This window comes from Sphingomonas sp. H160509 (genome assembly GCF_024124765.2).
Classification (GTDB): Bacteria; Pseudomonadota; Alphaproteobacteria; order Sphingomonadales; family Sphingomonadaceae; genus Sphingomonas.
Map to the genome: position 1 here is coordinate 3,032,279 of NZ_JAMXSR020000002.1, position 16,251 is coordinate 3,048,529.

Genomic DNA, 16,251 nt, shown 5'->3' on the forward strand with positions numbered 1-16,251 from the left:
CCATGCGGACAGCCGCGCTACGCCGATCGCGGGGGAGCCAGACGACGCTCAGCGGGTCCCAGGCATAGCCGGTGAACAGCGTCGCGCGGAGCCACTCGGTCGCGATCCAGGCGGCGGCGAAGACGAACACGAACGTCGCGTCGGGGGCGCCGGGCCGTCGTGCGATCCGCCAGGCGAGCGCGGCCGCAAGCATCGGGTAGAGCGCGAGGTAGAGCGCGAGACCGACCGCCGCGAAGTACCCGAGCACCGGCGGCATCGCATCCTGGAAGTCGAACGCGTGCTGGAACCAGTTGTTGTTCACGGTGAAATGCCCAACCCCGAACACCCACGCGCGCCACAGTGCCCCGCGCAGGGTCGGTGCGTTGTGGACGATCTTCATCCACAGCGCGAACGCAACGAGCGTCAGCGGCCAGAGATCGAGTGGGGCAAAGCCGGTCGCGGCGATCGCACCGAGGACGAGGCAGGTGAGGGCAGGGTAACGGTTCACGCTCGTGCTATGGCGTGGCGGGGAGGGGGGGCAATGTTTTCGGTGTGATAGGGCGTGGGGATGAGGAGCGCCTCCCGGCGTCTAGAACCACCCCGGCGAAAGCCGGGGCCCAATTGGAAAGGTGGTCGTAACGAAGCGCTACCCTCCGTTAGCAACGTCCCCCAATTGGGCCCCGGCCTTCGCCGGGGTGGTGCAGTGTGAGGGAGAACAAGAGAGGGCCACCGTCCCGGTAGGTGAAAGCACCCACGCAATCCCCCGGCTCGACGAACCGGATCGCCCGACCTATCTTCCCCCCAATGACCCTACGTCCCTTCCACCTGGCCTTCCCGGTCCACGACCTCGACGCAGCCCGCACCTTCTACGGTGCCACCCTCGGCTGCCGCGAAGGCCGCTCCAGCGACCACTGGATCGACTTCGACCTGTTCGGCCACCAGATCGTCGCGCACCTCGACCCCGCCGCCAAACCCGTCGCGGTCGAGAACGCGGTCGACGGCCACGCCGTCCCGGTCCCGCATTTCGGCGTCGTCCTGACGATGGACGACTGGACCGCGCTGTCCGAACGCGTCACCGCCGCCGGCGTCCAGTTCGGGATAGCGCCGTACATCCGCTTCAGGGGCGAGCCCGGCGAGCAGGCGACGATGTTCTTTCTCGATCCCAGCGGCAACGCACTCGAGTTCAAGGCGTTCGCCAACGACGACATGATTTTCGCGACTTAAGGAATAGACATGGGCACTCCCATCACCGTCGACGTCCCTCATCAACTCGGCAAGACCGCGGTCCGCGCGCGGCTCGACGGGGGGGATCGGCAAGATCAGCGACAAGATCCCCGGCGGGTCTGTGACTGAGCAGCGCTGGGAGGGCGATACGCTGCACTTCACCGTCCAGGCGATGGGCCAGACGATCGCCAGCGCGGTCACGGTGTTCGAGACCAACGTCCACGCGGTCGTCGATCTGCCCGGCATCCTCGGGCTGTTCGCGAGCAAGGTGCAGGACATGATCCGCAAGGAAGCACCAAAGCTCCTGCGCTGAGATCAGGCCGGCGCGCGTCGATACAGCTCGAACGCCGCCTTTGCGCCGACGATGGCCTGCTCAACCCAGGCCTCGTCGGCAGTCTCCCCGTCGATCGCGGCGAGCAACGCGCGCCACTCGCCCGACAGATGCTTCGCCCCGAGATAGGCCGACGGCATCCCTGCGGGCACCGAGCGCGACAGCATGATACCGCCGAGCCGCGATCCCTCGACCACATACATCGCGCCCCAACCGGCGGCCGTGCTCGCCGGAACGTCGAACGTCATCGGCGCGGGCATATCCTCACCCAGCGCGGCAAGGTCCTCGGCCAGCGCCGCTTCTCGCGACCGCACCGCCGCCAGTCCTGGGATCGCAGCGAGCCACGCCTCAACCGCCGGCAAAGCCCTGGCATGCGCGATCAGGAACGCGCGATAATCGTCCGCATCTGTCAGGTCGTAGCGTCCGAACCCGGCATCGACCGCGTCGTGATCGCTCGCCGTCGCGCTCCGCAGTCGCGCAACGGTGGAAACCACATCGGTCAACAGCAGCGTCCCCCGCCCTTGCTCCCCATACCGCGCCTCCTGCCGATCGCGGAAGAACGCGCGTTCGTCCATCGGCGCGTGATCCGGATGGCGCTCGGCCATGTGCTGGCGGTAGGCGTCATAGGACGGCACGCCGACCATCAGCAGCGCGGTCTCGCGGGCCTTCGCGTAGAGTGCGCGGATCATTCCGCGGCCACCAGCTGCGGCGGGACTTCGGTCACCGTCGGACGGTCGATCTTCAACGCGGCCAGACACGTCCGCACACCAAAGAAGACGATCGACAACACCACCGCCAGGAACAGCGCGCACAGCCCAGCATCGATCCGGTCGTTGAGGACGATCCGCTGCATCTCCGCCATCGTCTTGGCCGGCGCGAGCAGTTCTCCCCCGCGCCGCCGCGTCCGCGAACTTCGACGCATGCGCGAGGAAGCCGACCTTCGGATCGCTCGCGAACAGCTTCATCAGCCCGGCGGTGATCGTGCACAGGCACAGCCACGCGGCGGGCAAGATCGTCACCCACGCATAACGCTGGCGCTTCATCCGGAACAGCACGACCGTCGCCAGCACCAGCGCGACCGCCGCGAGCATCTGGTTCGAGATGCCGAACAGCGGCCACAGCGTGTTCACGCCGCCCAACGGGTCGGTAACGCCCTGGTACAGGAAGAAGCCCCAGGCAACGACACATAGCGCGGTCGCGATCAGCCCGGGCACGATCGCCGAGGCATTGCGGAACGACGGCACCGCGAGCCCGATCAGGTCCTGCAACATGAACCTTCCGGCGCGCGTGCCCGCATCGACCGCCGTCAGGATGAACAGCGCCTCGAACAGGATCGCGAAGTGGTACCAGAACGCCTTCATCGCCTGCCCGCCGACGAGATGGCTGAAGATCTCCGACATCGCCACCGCCAGCGTCGGCGCGCCGCCCGTCCGCGAGACGATCGTGGTCTCGCCGACGTCCTTCGCGGTCTGCGCGAGAAGTTCCGGCGTGATCGGGAAGCCCATCGCGGTGACCGCGGTCGCGGCCGAGGCGAAGTCGGTGCCGACCACTGCCGCCGGGCTGTTCATTGCGAAATAGACGCCGGGATCGAGGATCGACGCGCCGACCAGCGCCATGATCGCGACGAAGCTCTCCATCAGCATCGCGCCGTAACCGATGAACTGCGCATCGCCTTCGCTGGCGATCAGCTTCGGCGTGGTGCCGCTCGCGATCAGCGCGTGAAAGCCCGACACTGCGCCGCACGCGATCGTGATGAACAGGAACGGGAAGAGCCCGCCCGACCAGACCGGGCCGCTACCGTCGATGAACGGCGTGAGCGCGGGCATCTTGAGCGGCGGCGCGACGACCGCGATGCCGATCGCGAGCGCGACGATCGCGCCGATCTTGAGGAAGGTCGACAGGTAATCGCGCGGCGCGAGCAACAGCCACACCGGGAGGACGGAGGCGACCGCGCCGTACCCGACCATCAGTACGCATAGCTGCACCGGGGTCAGCGTGAACAGCGGCGCGAGCATCGGCGAGGCGGCGACAGTGCCACCATAGATGATCGCCGCCAGCAGCCCGATGACGCCGAGAATGGAGACTTCGCCGACCTTTCCGGGCCGGATCCAGCGCGTGTAGATGCCCATCAGGAACGCCAGCGGGATCGTCGCGGCGACGGTGAACAGTCCCCACGGGCTGCCGGCGAGCGCGCGGACCACAATCAGCGCGAGCACGGCGAGAATGATAACCATGATCGCGAACGCGCCGACCAGCGCGATCACGCCGGGGATCGCGCCCATCTCCATGCGGATCAGCTCGCCGAGGCGACCGCCCGTCGCGGCGCATCGAGATGAACAGGATCATGAAGTCCTGCACCGCGCCGGCGAGCACGACGCCGGCGAGGATCCAGAGCGTGCCGGGGAGATAGCCCATCTGCGCGGCGAGCACCGGCCCGACCAGCGGCCCCGCGCCAGCGATGGCGGCGAAATGGTGGCCGAACAGGACGTTGCAGTCGGTCGCGACGTAATCGAGGCCGTCGGCTCGGCGCAGCGCCGGGGTAGGCCGCGACGGATCGAGCTGCATCACATGCCGCGCGATATACCGAGCGTAGAACCGGTACGCGATCAGCTGGACCGACACAGCGGCGGTGACGATCCAAAGCGCGTTGACATGCTCGCCGCGCTCGAACGCGACGACCGCGAGCGCGCAAGCTGCGAGCAAGGCAAGTGCGCCCCAACCGATCTTCTCGCGTAAAGTCATAGCGTTCGCCCTCCCGTACGGTCCGTCTGCGCGGCATCGCGTATTCGGGCGGGGAGCGCTAGCCTAGATTGGATTACGTTCGGCTCCGGCGGCGAACTCCACCCCGGCGAAGGCCGGGGCCCAGTTGGAAAGGTCGCAGTAACGGAGCGGAGAGCGTCGTCATCACCGTCCCCCAACTGGGCCCCGGCCTTCGCCGGGGGTGGGGCCGGTGGTTGGTGATGAGTGATACGGTTCTGGCAAACTCGTCGGAACAGCGAGCTGGATTAGAGTGCCGCGAGATCATGAGGCATCTCGCCTAAGCCCGACATACACCTTGTTTCCGTCACCCCGGCGGAGGCCGGGCCCCGCCGTTCCGCATACTCCACGGGGCGGCGAGCATGCGGAAGGGGCCGGCATGACGGGGCAGGGGTGGCGTTCGTTGGTGCTCCGGCCTGAATGCAGTGCCGGCACGAGGCGGACGCGACACCAATGCAGTTCCCCCGCGGACGCGGGTGCCCAGCTAAATACCGTAGCGCACCGGTACCCTGGACCCCCGCCTTCGCGGGGGAACAGTTGGGGCGGGGCGCACTTTACCCGTCACAGGACTGCATCTGCGTGGCAGTGATCGACACTCCACGCGCACCGCCAGTTCAGGTCGCCAAAACACTCAAACCTGCGAATGATGCCCCTTCAGCTCATCCCCCGACGATCCGCACCACATGCAGCACATTCGTCGACCCAGGCGTCCGGAACGGCACGCCCGCCAGCACGATCACGCGGTCGCCGGCCTTCGCCATCCCGTGACGCAACGCCATCCGCTTCGACTTCGCCACCATGTCCTCGAACGACTCGACGTCGCGCGTGTGCACTGCATGCGTCCCCCACAGCAGCCCGAGCCGCCGCGCGGTCTCGTGGCTGGGCGTCAGCACCAGCAATGGCACCGAAGGCCGCTCGCGTGCGATTCGGCGGGCGGTCGAGCCCGAGGTCGTGAAGCAGATGATCGCTACCGCCGATACCGTCGCGGCGATGGTCTTCGCCGCCTCGGCCAGTGCGTCGGCAGTCGTCGGATCGGGCTTCATCACGGTGAAGTGCATCCGGTCGCCGTGCTCGGGATCGGCCTCGACCGACACGCCGATCGCATCCATCATCGCGACCGATTCGACCGGCCACGCGCCCGCCGCGCTCTCCGCCGACAGCATGATCGCATCCGCGCCGTCATACACCGCGGTCGCGACGTCGGACACTTCCGCACGCGTCGGCGAAGGCGACGTAATCATCGATTCGAGCATCTGCGTCGCGACCACCACCGGGCGGCCCATCCGGCGCGAAACCTCGACGATGCGCTTCTGCAAGGGCGGCACCTGCTGCGGCGGCAGCTCGACGCCGAGATCGCCGCGCGCGACCATCACGCCGTCACACGCCTCGACGATCTCCTCGAGCCGCTCGATCGCCGCCGGCTTCTCGATCTTTGCCATCAGCGCCGCCTTGCCGCCGATCAGTTTCCGCGCTTCCCAGAGATCCTCGGGGCGCTGGACGAACGACAGCGCGATCCAGTCGACGCCCTGGTCGACCGCGAAGTCGAGATCGCTGCGATCCCTTTTCGGTCAGCGCGGCCATCGGTAGCACCACGTCGGGGACGTTCAGACCCTTGCTGTTCGACAGGGCACCGCCGACCTCGACCCGCGTCGTGATCTCGCGCGGGCTGTGCGACACGACGCGCAGCACGAGCTTGCCGTCGTCGAGCAGCAGGCGGGCGCCCGGCTCGATCGCCGCGAAGATCTCGTCGTGCGGCAGTTCGACGCGCGTCGCATCGCCCGGCGTCGGGTCGCGGTCGAGCACGAAAGTCGAACCGGTCTCAAGCACCGTACGACCGCCGTCGAACTTGCCGACGCGCAGCTTCGGCCCCTGGAGATCGGCGAGAATGGTCGACGGACGACCATAGTCCTTCTCCAGCGCGCGAATCGCCTGGATCACGGCGATCTTCGACTGCTGGTCGCCGTGACTCATGTTAATGCGGAATGCGTCCGCGCCGGTACGGAAGAGAGTCGCGATCATCTCGGGCGTGCTGCTGGCAGGGCCGAGCGTCGCTAGAATGCGGACTTTGCGCGAACGGGGTGCGATGGCCTTGGTCATGCGGTGCGTCTTCCTCGGCGTTTCCTGGGGGAGGTCTTTGCCGCGACGGGCCTTAAACCCTATCTCCGCGGGATCAACCACGGAGCATAGTAATGAACCCCGATCGCCTCGATACTTTGGACGATGCCGTAGCGGCACAGGCCTTTCGCCGCCTGATCCGTCATCTCCGCCACCGCGAGGATGCGCAGAACGTCGACCTGATGGGGCTCGCCGGTTTTTGCCGCAACTGCCTGTCCGACTGGGTCGAGGAAGCGGGCGGCCTGTCGAAGGATGCCGCGCGGGAGACGGTGTACGGGATGCCGTACGCAGAGTGGAAGGAGCACCACCAAGGCGACGCGACGCCCGAGCAGCTTGAACGGATGAAGGCGAGCGTCGCGAAGAACGCGGTGGTCTGAGAACGGCTGCAATTGATTCGCGACGATCCCCCGCAGGGTCGCTTGAGCCGAACACGGTAAACGCCTAGACGCTGGCCCGCACCCAATTCGGCATGATTCAGGACGTCTCCGGACGGCGATCACCGGTGCGGGCTTGTATCTTGATTGGCTTTTGACCGGCGCGTGGGCGCTGGCGAGTGGGGAATTTTCGATGTCTGACGAACGGCAACACGGCATGGGCGGCGGCGCGGTCGCAGCGGACGAACTGCGCCTGCTGATCGAGCGCGCCGAGCGCCTCGAAGAAGAGAAGAAGGGTATCTCGGACGACATCAAGGACGTGATGGCCGAAGCCAAGGGCCGCGGTTACGACCCCAAGGCGATCCGCAAGATCCTGTCGATCCGGAAGAAGAAGAAGGAAGAATATCAGGAGGGAGGAGGCGATCCTCGAGGTGTATCTCCAGGCGTTGGGGATGATCTGAGTTTCGCCAGTGCGGTGAGACGGCCAAACGCGTCGGTTTTGACGTGTTTAACAGAACTGTCATCGGTTGCGGATTAGTGTCCGGCTATGAACATCCGTTTTTCGCCGCCCTCGCGCTGGCCACTATGGCCGCCCCCCGCCCAGTCGGATGTTGGGGCGGCCAACGCCAGCTTCTGCCAGCGGATCGCGACCGAGCTCGGTATGAAGACGGCGAAACCGTCTGACGGCCACGCCGCATGGGAGCTGAAGACGCTCGGTGGCCTGGGTACCGCACTGTTCGGTGGATCAAGCTATGTTTCGATGGGGCTCGGTCCGGCTGAAGACTCCGTCATCACTAACGCACGCCAATATGTCGATGCGTGTGCCAGCGTCGCCAACGGGATGGTATGCACTGTTACCGGGCCGGCGGAATTCCAGATTGGTGTGAAAGACCACATGGTCAAGATGCGCGCGAATGCGGGCGAGCGTGCAGAGGTCCGCATGGTTAAAATGCGGATCCGTTGCGAGGACCGTTGACCGCGCCGAATAGTGCGCTTGCTGTCGTCACGGCCGTCCTCTTGCTGGTGCTGGTCAACGTCATCACGGTCGCCGCGTTCGCGCTCGACAAGCGGCTATCATCGACTGGCGCGTGGCGCATTCCTGAATCCCGCTTGCTCTGGTTCGCGGCACTTGGCGGCAGCCCGGGCGCGTTCTGGGCGCGTAATCGCTACCGGCACAAGACACGGAAGCAACCATTCGTCGGTCGGCTCCAGCTCATCGCGATGGTACAAGTCGGCGTCATCGCAGGTCTCGCCATCGCGTTCGCATTCTAGGTTCGGCAACCGGCAGCGTCATTGCTGCACCTGAAGCTTAGGTGTATTGCCGTTATGCAACATTGCATCGGGGGGGCAAGAATGCGGGTATTTCTGGAGATTGCGGCGGCATCATTGGTTAGTGTTCCTGTCGCGGCGCAATCGGTTGAGGTCGACATCCAAAAACTCGGTCAGCGTGCCGAGGCGTTCGTCCGGGTCCGCAACCAGTTCGATCAGGCGGCGATGATCGCGATGATGGCGCCCGAATATCAGGAAGTATCGCCCGTCGGTGAGGTCGATTCCCGCGAGCGCGTGATCGGGTTCTACGCAGCCGACAAGAAATCAGCCGCACCGCCGATGACGATTACCGAAACCGTCGCGCGGCCCGCTGGCACGATCGGTGTCGTCACGATGCGGATCGCCTACACCATGCCCGGCAAGGACGGTCAGATGCAGGCGCGCGCGCTGCGGGCCGGCTTCGTCGCGCGACGGATCAAGGGCGACTGGCAGTTCGTGTCGTTGCAGTTCACCCCGATCCGCGGATGACGATCTACGCCGCCTCCGCCGGCAGCGTCGTCCAGCCCAGCCCTGGGATCGTGATCGAGCGTTTGCCGGCCAGATCGGTCCGGCACACGATCAGTTCGCGGCTCTCTATATAGCCGATTAGGCGCTTCACCCGGCCGATCGAACTCGTACCATAGGTCGCTGCGATGCGCGCGTCCGAAGGGCACGGTTCACCCTCGCGCGCTGCACGCGCGACAAGCAGGAACGCGCCGAGCATGTCGTCGGGGAGGCCGCTCGCCACGTCGAGCGCGGCCGTCCAAGCCTCGTCGGTCATGTCGAAGATGCCGGCGCGTGCGCAACTCAGGCGGCGCACGAAGCCGGGCAGATCGAGCGGCGGCTTGGCGAGACCGCCCATCCGGCAGCGCACTTGGAAATCCTGGAACAGCACCGACGGAGGCCGCAGCGTCGACTCAGGATCCTCAACGATCGCGCGGAACACGTCGGCGTAGACCGCCTCGACCTCGTCGTCGGTCTTCTCGGGCGGCGGCGGTGCGGCGGTGCGCGGTTCGGGCGGGCGGGCGATGCCGTCGAGCAGTTCCTCCGCCGGCACGCGACGCGGGCGCGAATCGAACATCAGGCCGAGTTCGGGCGCGTCGACCACCGGCTCGGACAACAGGTCCTGCAGGTCCATCGGCGCGGCGCTGGGGAGGGGGGTGAGCTTGGGGCTGCCGCTGCGTGCGGAGGTCGCGACGTCGCCGATCTTCACGGTGATCGGCCGCCGCGACACTGCCGGCCCGAGCGCCATGAACGTGCCGCGCTGGAGATCGCGAATCGCTTCGGCCTGGCGTCGCTCCATGCCGAGCAGGTCGGCCGCGCGCGCCATGTCGATGTCGAGGAAGGTGCGGCCCATCAGGAAGTTCGACGCTTCCGCGGCGACGTTTTTCGCAAGCTTCGCCAGACGCTGCGTCGCGATCACCCCGGCGAGGCCGCGCTTACGGCCACGGCACATCAGGTTGGTCATCGCCGCCAGCGAGGCGCGGCGAACTTCCTCCGACACTTCGCCGCCGGTCACCGGCGCGAACATCTGTGCCTCGTCGACCACCACCAGCACTGGATACCAATGCTCGCGCGGCGCATCGAACAGCGCGGACAGGAACGACGCGGCACAGCGCATCTGCCCCTCGACCTCAAGTCCTTCGAGGCTCAGCACGGCGGATGTGCGGTGTTCGCGCAACCGCGTTGCGATCCGCGCGATCTCGCGTTCGCTATAGTCGCCCGCCTCGATCACGACGTGACCATGAGGCCCGGCGAGCGTCACGAAATCGCCTTCGGGATCGATCACGATCTGCTGGACGTGCCCAGCCGATCGCTCGAGCAGCCGGCGCAGCAGATGCGATTTTCCCGAGCCCGAATTGCCCTGCACCAACAGGCGGGTCGCGAGTAGTTCTTCCAGGTCGACGCCGACGGCAGTACCATTGCCGTCGGTGCCCATATTCACGCTAACCGTCATGCCGCGCGTTTGGCAGGTGCGGGCACATGGGAGCAAGGAGTCTTTGTGGCTTCCGTCGCAAGCCGGGCTTTGCGCTGGCATAATCTGCAGTCCGGGCTAGGGCGCGACTCATGGCCACGAAACAATCCCTGCTCGCCGACCTTTCGCAGCGACTGCTCGGCAAGGCGCCGAGCGATCTCGATGACGAGGAGCGCCGCGTCCTCGCCGGCATCGAGGCCGGGACGACGGTCAGTCGCGACGCTGCCGACGTCTCGGACGAGCGATCCACGTTCGGCGAGCGACTGTCGGACCGGGTCGCGGCGATCGGTGGGTCATGGGGGGTTCATCATCACGTTCAGCGCGGTGCTGATCGGCTGGATGCTGCTGAACTCGGACATCCTCGCGCATTTCGGTCGCGCGTTCGATCCGTATCCCTACATCTTCCTCAACCTGCTGCTCTCGACCGTCGCGGCGATCCAGGCGCCGGTGATCATGATGAGCCAGAACCGGCAATCGGCGAAGGATCGCCTCGCCGCCAGCCTCGACTACGAGACCAATCTGCGCGCCGAACTCGACATCCTGCGCGTGCATCACAAGATCGATCATCTGGTGCTGGCCCGGCTCGACGCGATCGAGGCGAAGGTCGACGCCCTTGCGGGCTTGGGAACCGACGGTCTGGCGAAATCCGCGCCTGACGCCTAAGAGCGGGGCCATCAGCTAAAGAGGCACCGATGGCAGGCCATTCCAAATACAAGAATATCATGTACCGCAAGGGCGCGCAGGACAAGAAGCGCTCGTCGGCGTTCAGCAAGCTCAGCCGGGAAATCACGGTCGCGGCCAAGATGGGCCTGCCCGACGTCGACATGAACCCGCGCCTGCGCGCGGCGGTCAACGCGGCCAAGGCGGCGTCGCTGCCCAAGGAGAACATCCAGCGCTCGATCGACAAGGCGAGCCGCGGCGATGCCGAGAATTATGAGGAAATCCGCTACGAGGGCTTCGGCCCAGGCGGCGTCTCGCTGATCATCGAAGCGCTGACCGACAACCGCAACCGCACCGCGACCAACGTCCGCGTCGCGGTCGGCAAGAACGGCGGCAATCTCGGCGCGGGCGGTTCGGTCAGCCATGCGTTCGACCGCGTCGGGCTGATCTCGTATCCGGCGAGTGCTGGCGACGCCGACACGGTGTTCGAAGCGGCGCTCGAAGCGGGTGCCGAGGACGTCACGTCGAGCGAGGACGGCCATGAGGTCTGGACCGCGCAGGGCGACCTGCACGAGGTGGCCAAGGCGTTGGAAGCCAAGCTCGGCGAGGCCGAAGGCGCCAAGCTCGCCTGGCGTCCGCAGGTCATGGTCGCCGTCGGTGCGGACGATGCGGCGACGCTGTTCAAGCTGATCGACGCGCTCGACGACGATGACGACGTGCAGACCGTGTGGGGCAATTACGAAATCTCCGACGAGATCATGGAGTCGCTCGGCTGAGATGAAGAAGTTTGGTTCACGCGGAGACGCGGAGACGCGGAGAGTTGTGCTTCGTGGCGACGTCCTCCGCGCCAGCGGCCTCACATTTTTCGGACAGCCCGGAGAATTGAAAGTCCCGCTAACGCGAGACGATCGCCCAGAACGCACCCCCTCCGCGTCTCCGCGTCTCCGTGCGAACCAACCTTCTCTCTTCTCGTGATTATCCTAGGACTAGACCCCGGCCTCGGCACCACAGGCTGGGGCGTCATCCGCGCCGATGGCAACCGCCTGAGCCATATCGCCAACGGCCAGATCAAGACCGATCCATCGATGGCGCTCCCCCGCCGCCTCACCGCGCTGTATAACGCGCTGATCGACGTCATCCGCACCGAGCGCCCCGACGGCGCCGCGGTCGAGGAAGTGCTCGGCAACACCAACGCGCAATCGACGCTGAAGCTCGGCCAGGCGCGCGGCGTCGTCCTGCTCGCCGCCGCCGGCGCGGGGCTGCATATCGGCGAATACCACCCCCTCGACCGTCAAGAAAGGCGTGGTCGGCACCGGCGGCGCGGACAAGAAGCAGATTCAGGCGATGATGGCCGTTCTGTTGCCGGGCGCCAAGCTCGCCGGCCCCGACGCCGCCGACGCGCTGGCGGTTGCAATCACGCATGCGCATCACGTTGCCAGTGCCGCCGCCCTGGCACGACGCAGCGGCGTAGGCGCCTGATCTCTCCGGCGATCCGACCCAACGCGAGGTAACGCCGTCCCCGGCGTAGCATCCGAAGATGCGCGCCACGGCTAGCCGCGTTACAAATCTCAACCCTAGCCAATATCCGCTCGGACAAAACTTGGTTCATTTTGAATGGGATCGGCGCCTGAGCGCTATAATTACACCTCAATCAAGTTTTGATAGCCAAGCCTGCATTGCTGTGGCAGCGCCGCCCGTGATTTTTTAATTTAGATTAAAGGCGGCGCGATGCTTGTCGAACACGTACGAGGTGGAACGAACAGCAACAATGTTCCGGCCTCGGCGTTCGCGATGCCCGCGGGCATGACGATGCGGTACGACCTCCCCGATCCTGCGCTGTCCGAGTATTTGACGGGGTATGCGATCTACGCCTCGAACGATCGCACGCCGATGCTCAACTGGTATCTGCCGGCGCCGGCGATGATCTCGGTACTGGTCGACGCCGGGCCGCTGACCGTGTCGGTCGGCAACCACCGCTTCGGCCCGCTCGATCGCGCAAGCTTCTACGGTCCGACCAGTCGCGCCTTCCGGACGGAGACGCGTGGCGGGATCGCCGTCGGCATCGGCCTCAGCGCGCTCGGCTGGTCGCGGCTCACCGCGCGGTCGGCCGGCGAGTTCCACAACCGCGTCGTGCCGCTCGGTTCGGCGCTGGGATCGGATCTCTCCGCGCGGCTGGTCGAAGGGCTCGACGCGCTCGACGACGACACGATGATCAAGCCGTTGCTCGATGCGGTGTTCGCAGCGTTTTTCACCCGTCCGCACCCGCGCGAGGATCTGATCCGCGCGTTCACCGCGTTGACCGTCACCGACGGCGTGATCGAAATGAAGGACGTCGCCGACCGCCTCGACATCCCGACGCATGAACTGCGCCGCATGGCGACGCGCCATTTCGGCATGCCGCCAAAGCTGTTGCTGAGGCGCGCACGGTTCCTGCGCTCGTTCATCAGCCTGATCCGGACGGACGGCATGGCGGACTATTCGAAGATCGACAGCAGCTATTTCGACGCCTCGCATTTCCTCCGCGATGCCGGCACGTTCCTCGGCACGACCCCGCGCCGCTTCATCGCGTCCGACACCGTATTCCTGCGCGCCAGCCTGCGTGCCCGCGCGATGGTGATCGGCGCGCCGACCCAGGCGCTGCACGAAACCGCGAAGGTCGCTGCGCCCGTCCAGAACCGTCCAACGGGCGAGCAGGGTCGTCCGCAACCAAACGCCTGACCTGCGCGCGGGGCGATCGAGCCGGGAAGCCGGTATTTTGACGGGATGACGTCGCGCCGTCGATGTTCTACCGCCTGATCCAATGATCGTGCATCTCAAAGGACGGCTGGACTCGACCGGCATCGACCATGCCGTGATCGACGTCGGCGGCGTCGGCTATCTGGTCGGCGCATCGGCGCGCACGCTGTCGGCGCTCGGCCCGATCGGCGAGGCCTGCACGGTGTTCACCGAACTGCTGGTAGGCGAGGATTTCCAGCGGCTTGTAGGGTTTTCCAGCGCAGACGAGCGCGATTGGTTCCGGTTGCTGACGGGCGTGCAGGGGGTCGGCGCCCGCGTCGCGCTCGCGATCCTGTCTGCGCTGGAGCCGGTAGATCTCTCACGTGCGATCGCCAGCGGCGACAAGGCGATGGTCGCGCGCGCCAACGGCGTCGGACCCAAGCTCGCCCAGCGTATCGTGATGGAATTGAAGGACAAGGTCGGCGGCATCGCGCTCGGTCTCGGGCCGGCGGTAGTCAACGCTGCGCCCGGCGCGTCCGCGGATGCGGTATCGGCGCTACTCAACCTCGGGTTCCGTCCGAACGAGGCGAGCGTCGCGGTGGCGGCGGCGGACGAGGAACTGGGACCGGGCGCTTCGCTTGATGCGCTGGTCCGGCTGGCGCTACGCAAGGCGTCTAAGGCTTAGCGTCGGCGCAAATTGCAGGTCGCGTATCTAACGATCCTCCCCCGCAAGGGGGGAGGATTGCTATCCAGCTCGGTTCAAAGCGGGGTGAGCAGCGCTTTCCCGCCGAAATGCGCGTCGAGGTTCGCAACCACCAACGCTCCCATCGCCGCCCGCCCGTCGACGGTCGCGCTACCCTGATGCGGTGACAGGACGACCTGATCCATCGTCTTCAGCGCATCGGGAACCACAGGTTCGTCGGCGAACACATCTAGCCCCGCCCCGGCGATCGTCCCGTCCAGTAGTGCCGCCACCAACGCCGGTTCGTCGACCAAGCTACCGCGAGCGATATTAACGAGGATACCGTCCTCGCCAAGCGCCGCGAGAACCCCCGCATCCACGATATGCGACGTCGCCTCGCCACCAGGCGCGGCAATGATCAGCACGTCGCACGCCGCCGCAAGCGAAGCGATGTCGGCATGGAATACGCCGGCGAAATCCGGTTTGGCGGAACGCGCGGTATAATGAAGTTCGCTCGCAAACGGCGCAGCCCGCCTAGCGATGGCCTTGCCGATCCGCCCCAGCCCGAAGATCCCGATCCGCCGCCCGCTAGCCCGGCGCGCGAGACCGACTGACCACCCGCCGTCCCGCACGGCACGGTCATTCGCGACGATCTGCCGCTGCACCGCCAGCATCAGCCCGATCGCAAGGTCCGCGACGTCCTCGGTCAGCACGTCGGGCGTCGTCGTCACCGCGATGCCGCGCGCCTTGGCTGCGCCAAGGTCGATTCCGTCATAGCCGACGCCGTGGATCGCGATGATCTCCAACGCCGGAAAACGATCGAGCAGCGCCGCATCGACCACGCTGCTTCCGCCGCCGACGATCGCCCGCGTTTCCGCCGGTGGATCCTTGCGGTGCAGCGTAAAGCGCTTGGCGAGCATCGCCTCCAGCGAGGGCGAGACTCCGCCCAGCAGATACAAATCGGGGTGTAAGGTTTCGTTCGTCATCCCACCCCCATAGCCGCCTTGCCCCCCTTCACCGCGAGCGCGCTATCGCGGCGTGTGACCGACACAGACCGCATCCTGACCGCCGCCAAGCGTCCCGAAGACGTCGACGCCGCGCTACGCCCGAAGACGCTCGACGAATTCGTCGGGCAGAAGGCCGCGCGCGAGAACCTGCGCATCTTCATCCAGGCGGCGAAATCGCGCGGCGATGCGCTCGATCACGTGCTGTTCTTCGGGCCGCCGGGGCTCGGCAAGACCACGCTCGCGCAGATCGTCGCGCGCGAGATGGGGGGTGGGCTTCCGCGCCACCTCGGGCCCAGTGATCGCCAAGTCGGGCGATCTCGCCGCGTTGCTGACCAATCTCGAGGACGGCGACGTGCTGTTCATCGACGAGATCCACCGGTTGCAGCCTGCGGTCGAGGAAGTGCTGTACCCCGCGATGGAGGACCGTGCGCTCGACCTGATGATCGGCGAGGGGCCCAGCGCGCGCAGCGTCCGCATCGACCTACCGCGGTTTACGCTGATCGGCGCGACCACGCGGCAGGGCTTGCTGACGACGCCGCTACGCGATCGCTTCGGCATCCCGGTGCGGCTGCAATTCTACACGGTCGAGGAACTGGAGCGCGTCGTCACGCGAGCGGCGGGACTGCTCGGACTGGGCATCGCCAAGGACGGAGCGATGGAGATCGCTCGTCGTGCGCGTGGTACGCCGCGTATTGCCGGGCGGTTGCTGCGAAGAGTGCGCGATTTCGCCAATGTCGCGGGGCACGAGACGGTCGACGCGCGGGCGGCGGATGCTGCGCTTAACCGGCTGGAGGTCGATTCGCTCGGGCTCGACGCGATGGATCGTCGCTATCTGATGATGATCGCCGACATCTACCGCGGAGGGCCGGTCGGGGTGGAGACTCTAGCGGCAGGTCTCAGCGAACCGCGCGACACGATCGAGGAAGTGATCGAGCCATATCTGATCCAGCTCGGCCTGATCGCGCGCACCGCTCGCGGTCGGTTCCTGAACGCAGGCGGCTGGAAGCATCTAGGCCTGAACCCACCGGCCGGAAGTCAGGACGGTCTGTTCGACACCTAACTTCTCACCCCTCCCTGAAAGGGAGGGGCAGGGGGTGGGTTGGCTTCCGCATGTTCAGACACAG

Annotated in this window: 12 protein-coding genes and 8 pseudogenes; 13 read left to right on the forward strand and 7 right to left on the reverse strand. The window is 66.3% G+C overall.

Annotation, left to right across the window (positions count from 1 at the left end; genetic code table 11):
• Nucleotides 1–94 precede the first annotated feature (94 nt).
• Nucleotides 95–487, reverse strand: a pseudogene (locus NHF48_RS25325) (apolipoprotein N-acyltransferase); the annotation flags it as partial.
• Between the two features lie 296 nt (nucleotides 488–783).
• On the opposite strand from NHF48_RS25325, the gene NHF48_RS16740 reads away from it, so the two are divergent.
• Nucleotides 784–1,203 (forward strand): VOC family protein, encoded by a 420-nt coding sequence (locus tag NHF48_RS16740; RefSeq protein WP_253071750.1) that lies wholly within the window; start codon nucleotides 784–786, stop codon nucleotides 1,201–1,203.
• A 121-nt stretch (nucleotides 1,204–1,324) separates the two neighbouring features.
• Complete coding sequence (locus NHF48_RS25330; protein WP_342454677.1) at nucleotides 1,325–1,516, forward strand: polyhydroxyalkanoic acid system family protein; 192 nt, start codon at nucleotides 1,325–1,327, stop codon at nucleotides 1,514–1,516.
• Nucleotides 1,517–1,518: 2 nt separating this feature from the next.
• Here NHF48_RS25330 and NHF48_RS16750 read toward each other — a convergent pair whose 3' ends face one another.
• The 4 genes and pseudogenes from NHF48_RS16750 to pyk all read right to left on the reverse strand — a co-directional run bounded on the left by NHF48_RS16750 (nucleotide 1,519) and on the right by pyk (nucleotide 6,388).
• Nucleotides 1,519–2,037: a biliverdin-producing heme oxygenase gene (locus NHF48_RS16750; RefSeq protein WP_253071751.1), complete on the reverse strand. Its 519-nt coding sequence runs from the start codon at nucleotides 2,035–2,037 to the stop codon at nucleotides 1,519–1,521.
• Nucleotides 2,034–2,223, reverse strand: a pseudogene (locus tag NHF48_RS16755) (YbdD/YjiX family protein). The gene NHF48_RS16750 and the pseudogene NHF48_RS16755 overlap by 4 nt, the downstream one beginning before the upstream one ends.
• Nucleotides 2,220–4,276: pseudogene (locus NHF48_RS16760) on the reverse strand (carbon starvation CstA family protein). Before NHF48_RS16760 ends, NHF48_RS16755 begins: the two co-directional pseudogenes overlap by 4 nt.
• A gap of 646 nt (nucleotides 4,277–4,922) precedes the next feature.
• Nucleotides 4,923–6,388 (reverse strand): annotated as a pseudogene (pyk, locus tag NHF48_RS16765) (pyruvate kinase).
• 92 nt (nucleotides 6,389–6,480) lie between these two features.
• Between pyk and NHF48_RS16770 the strand changes: the two are divergent.
• The 5 genes and pseudogenes from NHF48_RS16770 to NHF48_RS16790 all read left to right on the forward strand — a co-directional run bounded on the left by NHF48_RS16770 (nucleotide 6,481) and on the right by NHF48_RS16790 (nucleotide 8,577).
• A complete protein-coding gene (locus NHF48_RS16770; protein WP_253071752.1) occupies nucleotides 6,481–6,783 on the forward strand; it encodes a DUF1244 domain-containing protein in 303 nt (100 codons plus the stop codon).
• A 214-nt stretch (nucleotides 6,784–6,997) separates the two neighbouring features.
• Nucleotides 6,998–7,241: pseudogene (locus NHF48_RS16775) on the forward strand (DUF2312 domain-containing protein).
• 200 nt (nucleotides 7,242–7,441) lie between these two features.
• On the forward strand, nucleotides 7,442–7,756 hold the full coding sequence (locus NHF48_RS16780) for a hypothetical protein (RefSeq protein WP_253071753.1): 315 nt from the start codon (nucleotides 7,442–7,444) through the stop codon (nucleotides 7,754–7,756).
• Nucleotides 7,753–8,052, forward strand: a complete 300-nt coding sequence (locus NHF48_RS16785; RefSeq protein ID WP_253071754.1) for a DUF1294 domain-containing protein — start codon at nucleotides 7,753–7,755, stop codon at nucleotides 8,050–8,052. The genes NHF48_RS16780 and NHF48_RS16785 overlap by 4 nt, the downstream gene beginning before the upstream one ends.
• Nucleotides 8,053–8,133: 81 nt before the next feature.
• The gene (locus NHF48_RS16790) at nucleotides 8,134–8,577 is read left to right on the forward strand and encodes a nuclear transport factor 2 family protein (RefSeq protein WP_253071755.1); all 444 of its coding nucleotides are present in this window, start codon (nucleotides 8,134–8,136) and stop codon (nucleotides 8,575–8,577) included.
• Between the two features lie 4 nt (nucleotides 8,578–8,581).
• Here NHF48_RS16790 and NHF48_RS16795 read toward each other — a convergent pair whose 3' ends face one another.
• Nucleotides 8,582–10,045, reverse strand: a complete 1,464-nt coding sequence (locus NHF48_RS16795; protein ID WP_121904341.1) for an ATP-binding protein — start codon at nucleotides 10,043–10,045, stop codon at nucleotides 8,582–8,584.
• A 110-nt stretch (nucleotides 10,046–10,155) separates the two neighbouring features.
• On the opposite strand from NHF48_RS16795, the pseudogene NHF48_RS16800 reads away from it, so the two are divergent.
• The 5 genes and pseudogenes from NHF48_RS16800 to ruvA all read left to right on the forward strand — a co-directional run bounded on the left by NHF48_RS16800 (nucleotide 10,156) and on the right by ruvA (nucleotide 14,123).
• A pseudogene (locus NHF48_RS16800) lies at nucleotides 10,156–10,726 on the forward strand (DUF1003 domain-containing protein).
• Nucleotides 10,727–10,755: 29 nt separating this feature from the next.
• Nucleotides 10,756–11,499, forward strand: a complete 744-nt coding sequence (locus NHF48_RS16805; RefSeq protein WP_056477859.1) for a YebC/PmpR family DNA-binding transcriptional regulator — start codon at nucleotides 10,756–10,758, stop codon at nucleotides 11,497–11,499.
• A 195-nt stretch (nucleotides 11,500–11,694) separates the two neighbouring features.
• Nucleotides 11,695–12,202, forward strand: a pseudogene (ruvC, locus tag NHF48_RS16810) (crossover junction endodeoxyribonuclease RuvC).
• 330 nt (nucleotides 12,203–12,532) lie between these two features.
• Nucleotides 12,533–13,441, forward strand: coding sequence for a hypothetical protein (locus tag NHF48_RS16815; RefSeq protein ID WP_263816915.1), 909 nt, complete (start codon nucleotides 12,533–12,535; stop codon nucleotides 13,439–13,441).
• 82 nt (nucleotides 13,442–13,523) lie between these two features.
• Nucleotides 13,524–14,123, forward strand: coding sequence for a Holliday junction branch migration protein RuvA (ruvA, locus tag NHF48_RS16820; RefSeq protein WP_093399715.1), 600 nt, complete (start codon nucleotides 13,524–13,526; stop codon nucleotides 14,121–14,123).
• Between the two features lie 74 nt (nucleotides 14,124–14,197).
• Here ruvA and NHF48_RS16825 read toward each other — a convergent pair whose 3' ends face one another.
• Complete coding sequence (locus tag NHF48_RS16825; RefSeq protein ID WP_253071757.1) at nucleotides 14,198–15,106, reverse strand: 2-hydroxyacid dehydrogenase; 909 nt, start codon at nucleotides 15,104–15,106, stop codon at nucleotides 14,198–14,200.
• Between the two features lie 54 nt (nucleotides 15,107–15,160).
• Between NHF48_RS16825 and ruvB the strand changes: the two are divergent.
• A pseudogene (gene ruvB / locus NHF48_RS16830) lies at nucleotides 15,161–16,187 on the forward strand (Holliday junction branch migration DNA helicase RuvB).
• The last annotated feature ends 64 nt before the right edge of the window (nucleotides 16,188–16,251 follow it).

Excerpts from the sequence above, each read along its gene's own strand:
- NHF48_RS16825 (WP_253071757.1), bottom strand. The coding sequence starts at position 15,106 with ATGACGAACGAAACCTTACACCCCGATTTGTATCTGCTGGGCGGAGTC.
- NHF48_RS16740 (WP_253071750.1), top strand. The coding sequence starts at position 784 with ATGACCCTACGTCCCTTCCACCTGGCCTTCCCGGTCCACGACCTCGAC.
- NHF48_RS16770 (WP_253071752.1), top strand. The coding sequence starts at position 6,481 with ATGAACCCCGATCGCCTCGATACTTTGGACGATGCCGTAGCGGCACAG.
- NHF48_RS16780 (WP_253071753.1), top strand. The coding sequence starts at position 7,442 with ATGAAGACGGCGAAACCGTCTGACGGCCACGCCGCATGGGAGCTGAAG.
- ruvA (WP_093399715.1), top strand. The coding sequence starts at position 13,524 with ATGATCGTGCATCTCAAAGGACGGCTGGACTCGACCGGCATCGACCAT.
- NHF48_RS16790 (WP_253071755.1), top strand. The coding sequence starts at position 8,134 with ATGCGGGTATTTCTGGAGATTGCGGCGGCATCATTGGTTAGTGTTCCT.
- NHF48_RS16795 (WP_121904341.1), bottom strand. The coding sequence starts at position 10,045 with ATGACGGTTAGCGTGAATATGGGCACCGACGGCAATGGTACTGCCGTC.
- NHF48_RS16815 (WP_263816915.1), top strand. The coding sequence starts at position 12,533 with ATGCGGTACGACCTCCCCGATCCTGCGCTGTCCGAGTATTTGACGGGG.
- NHF48_RS16805 (WP_056477859.1), top strand. The coding sequence starts at position 10,756 with ATGGCAGGCCATTCCAAATACAAGAATATCATGTACCGCAAGGGCGCG.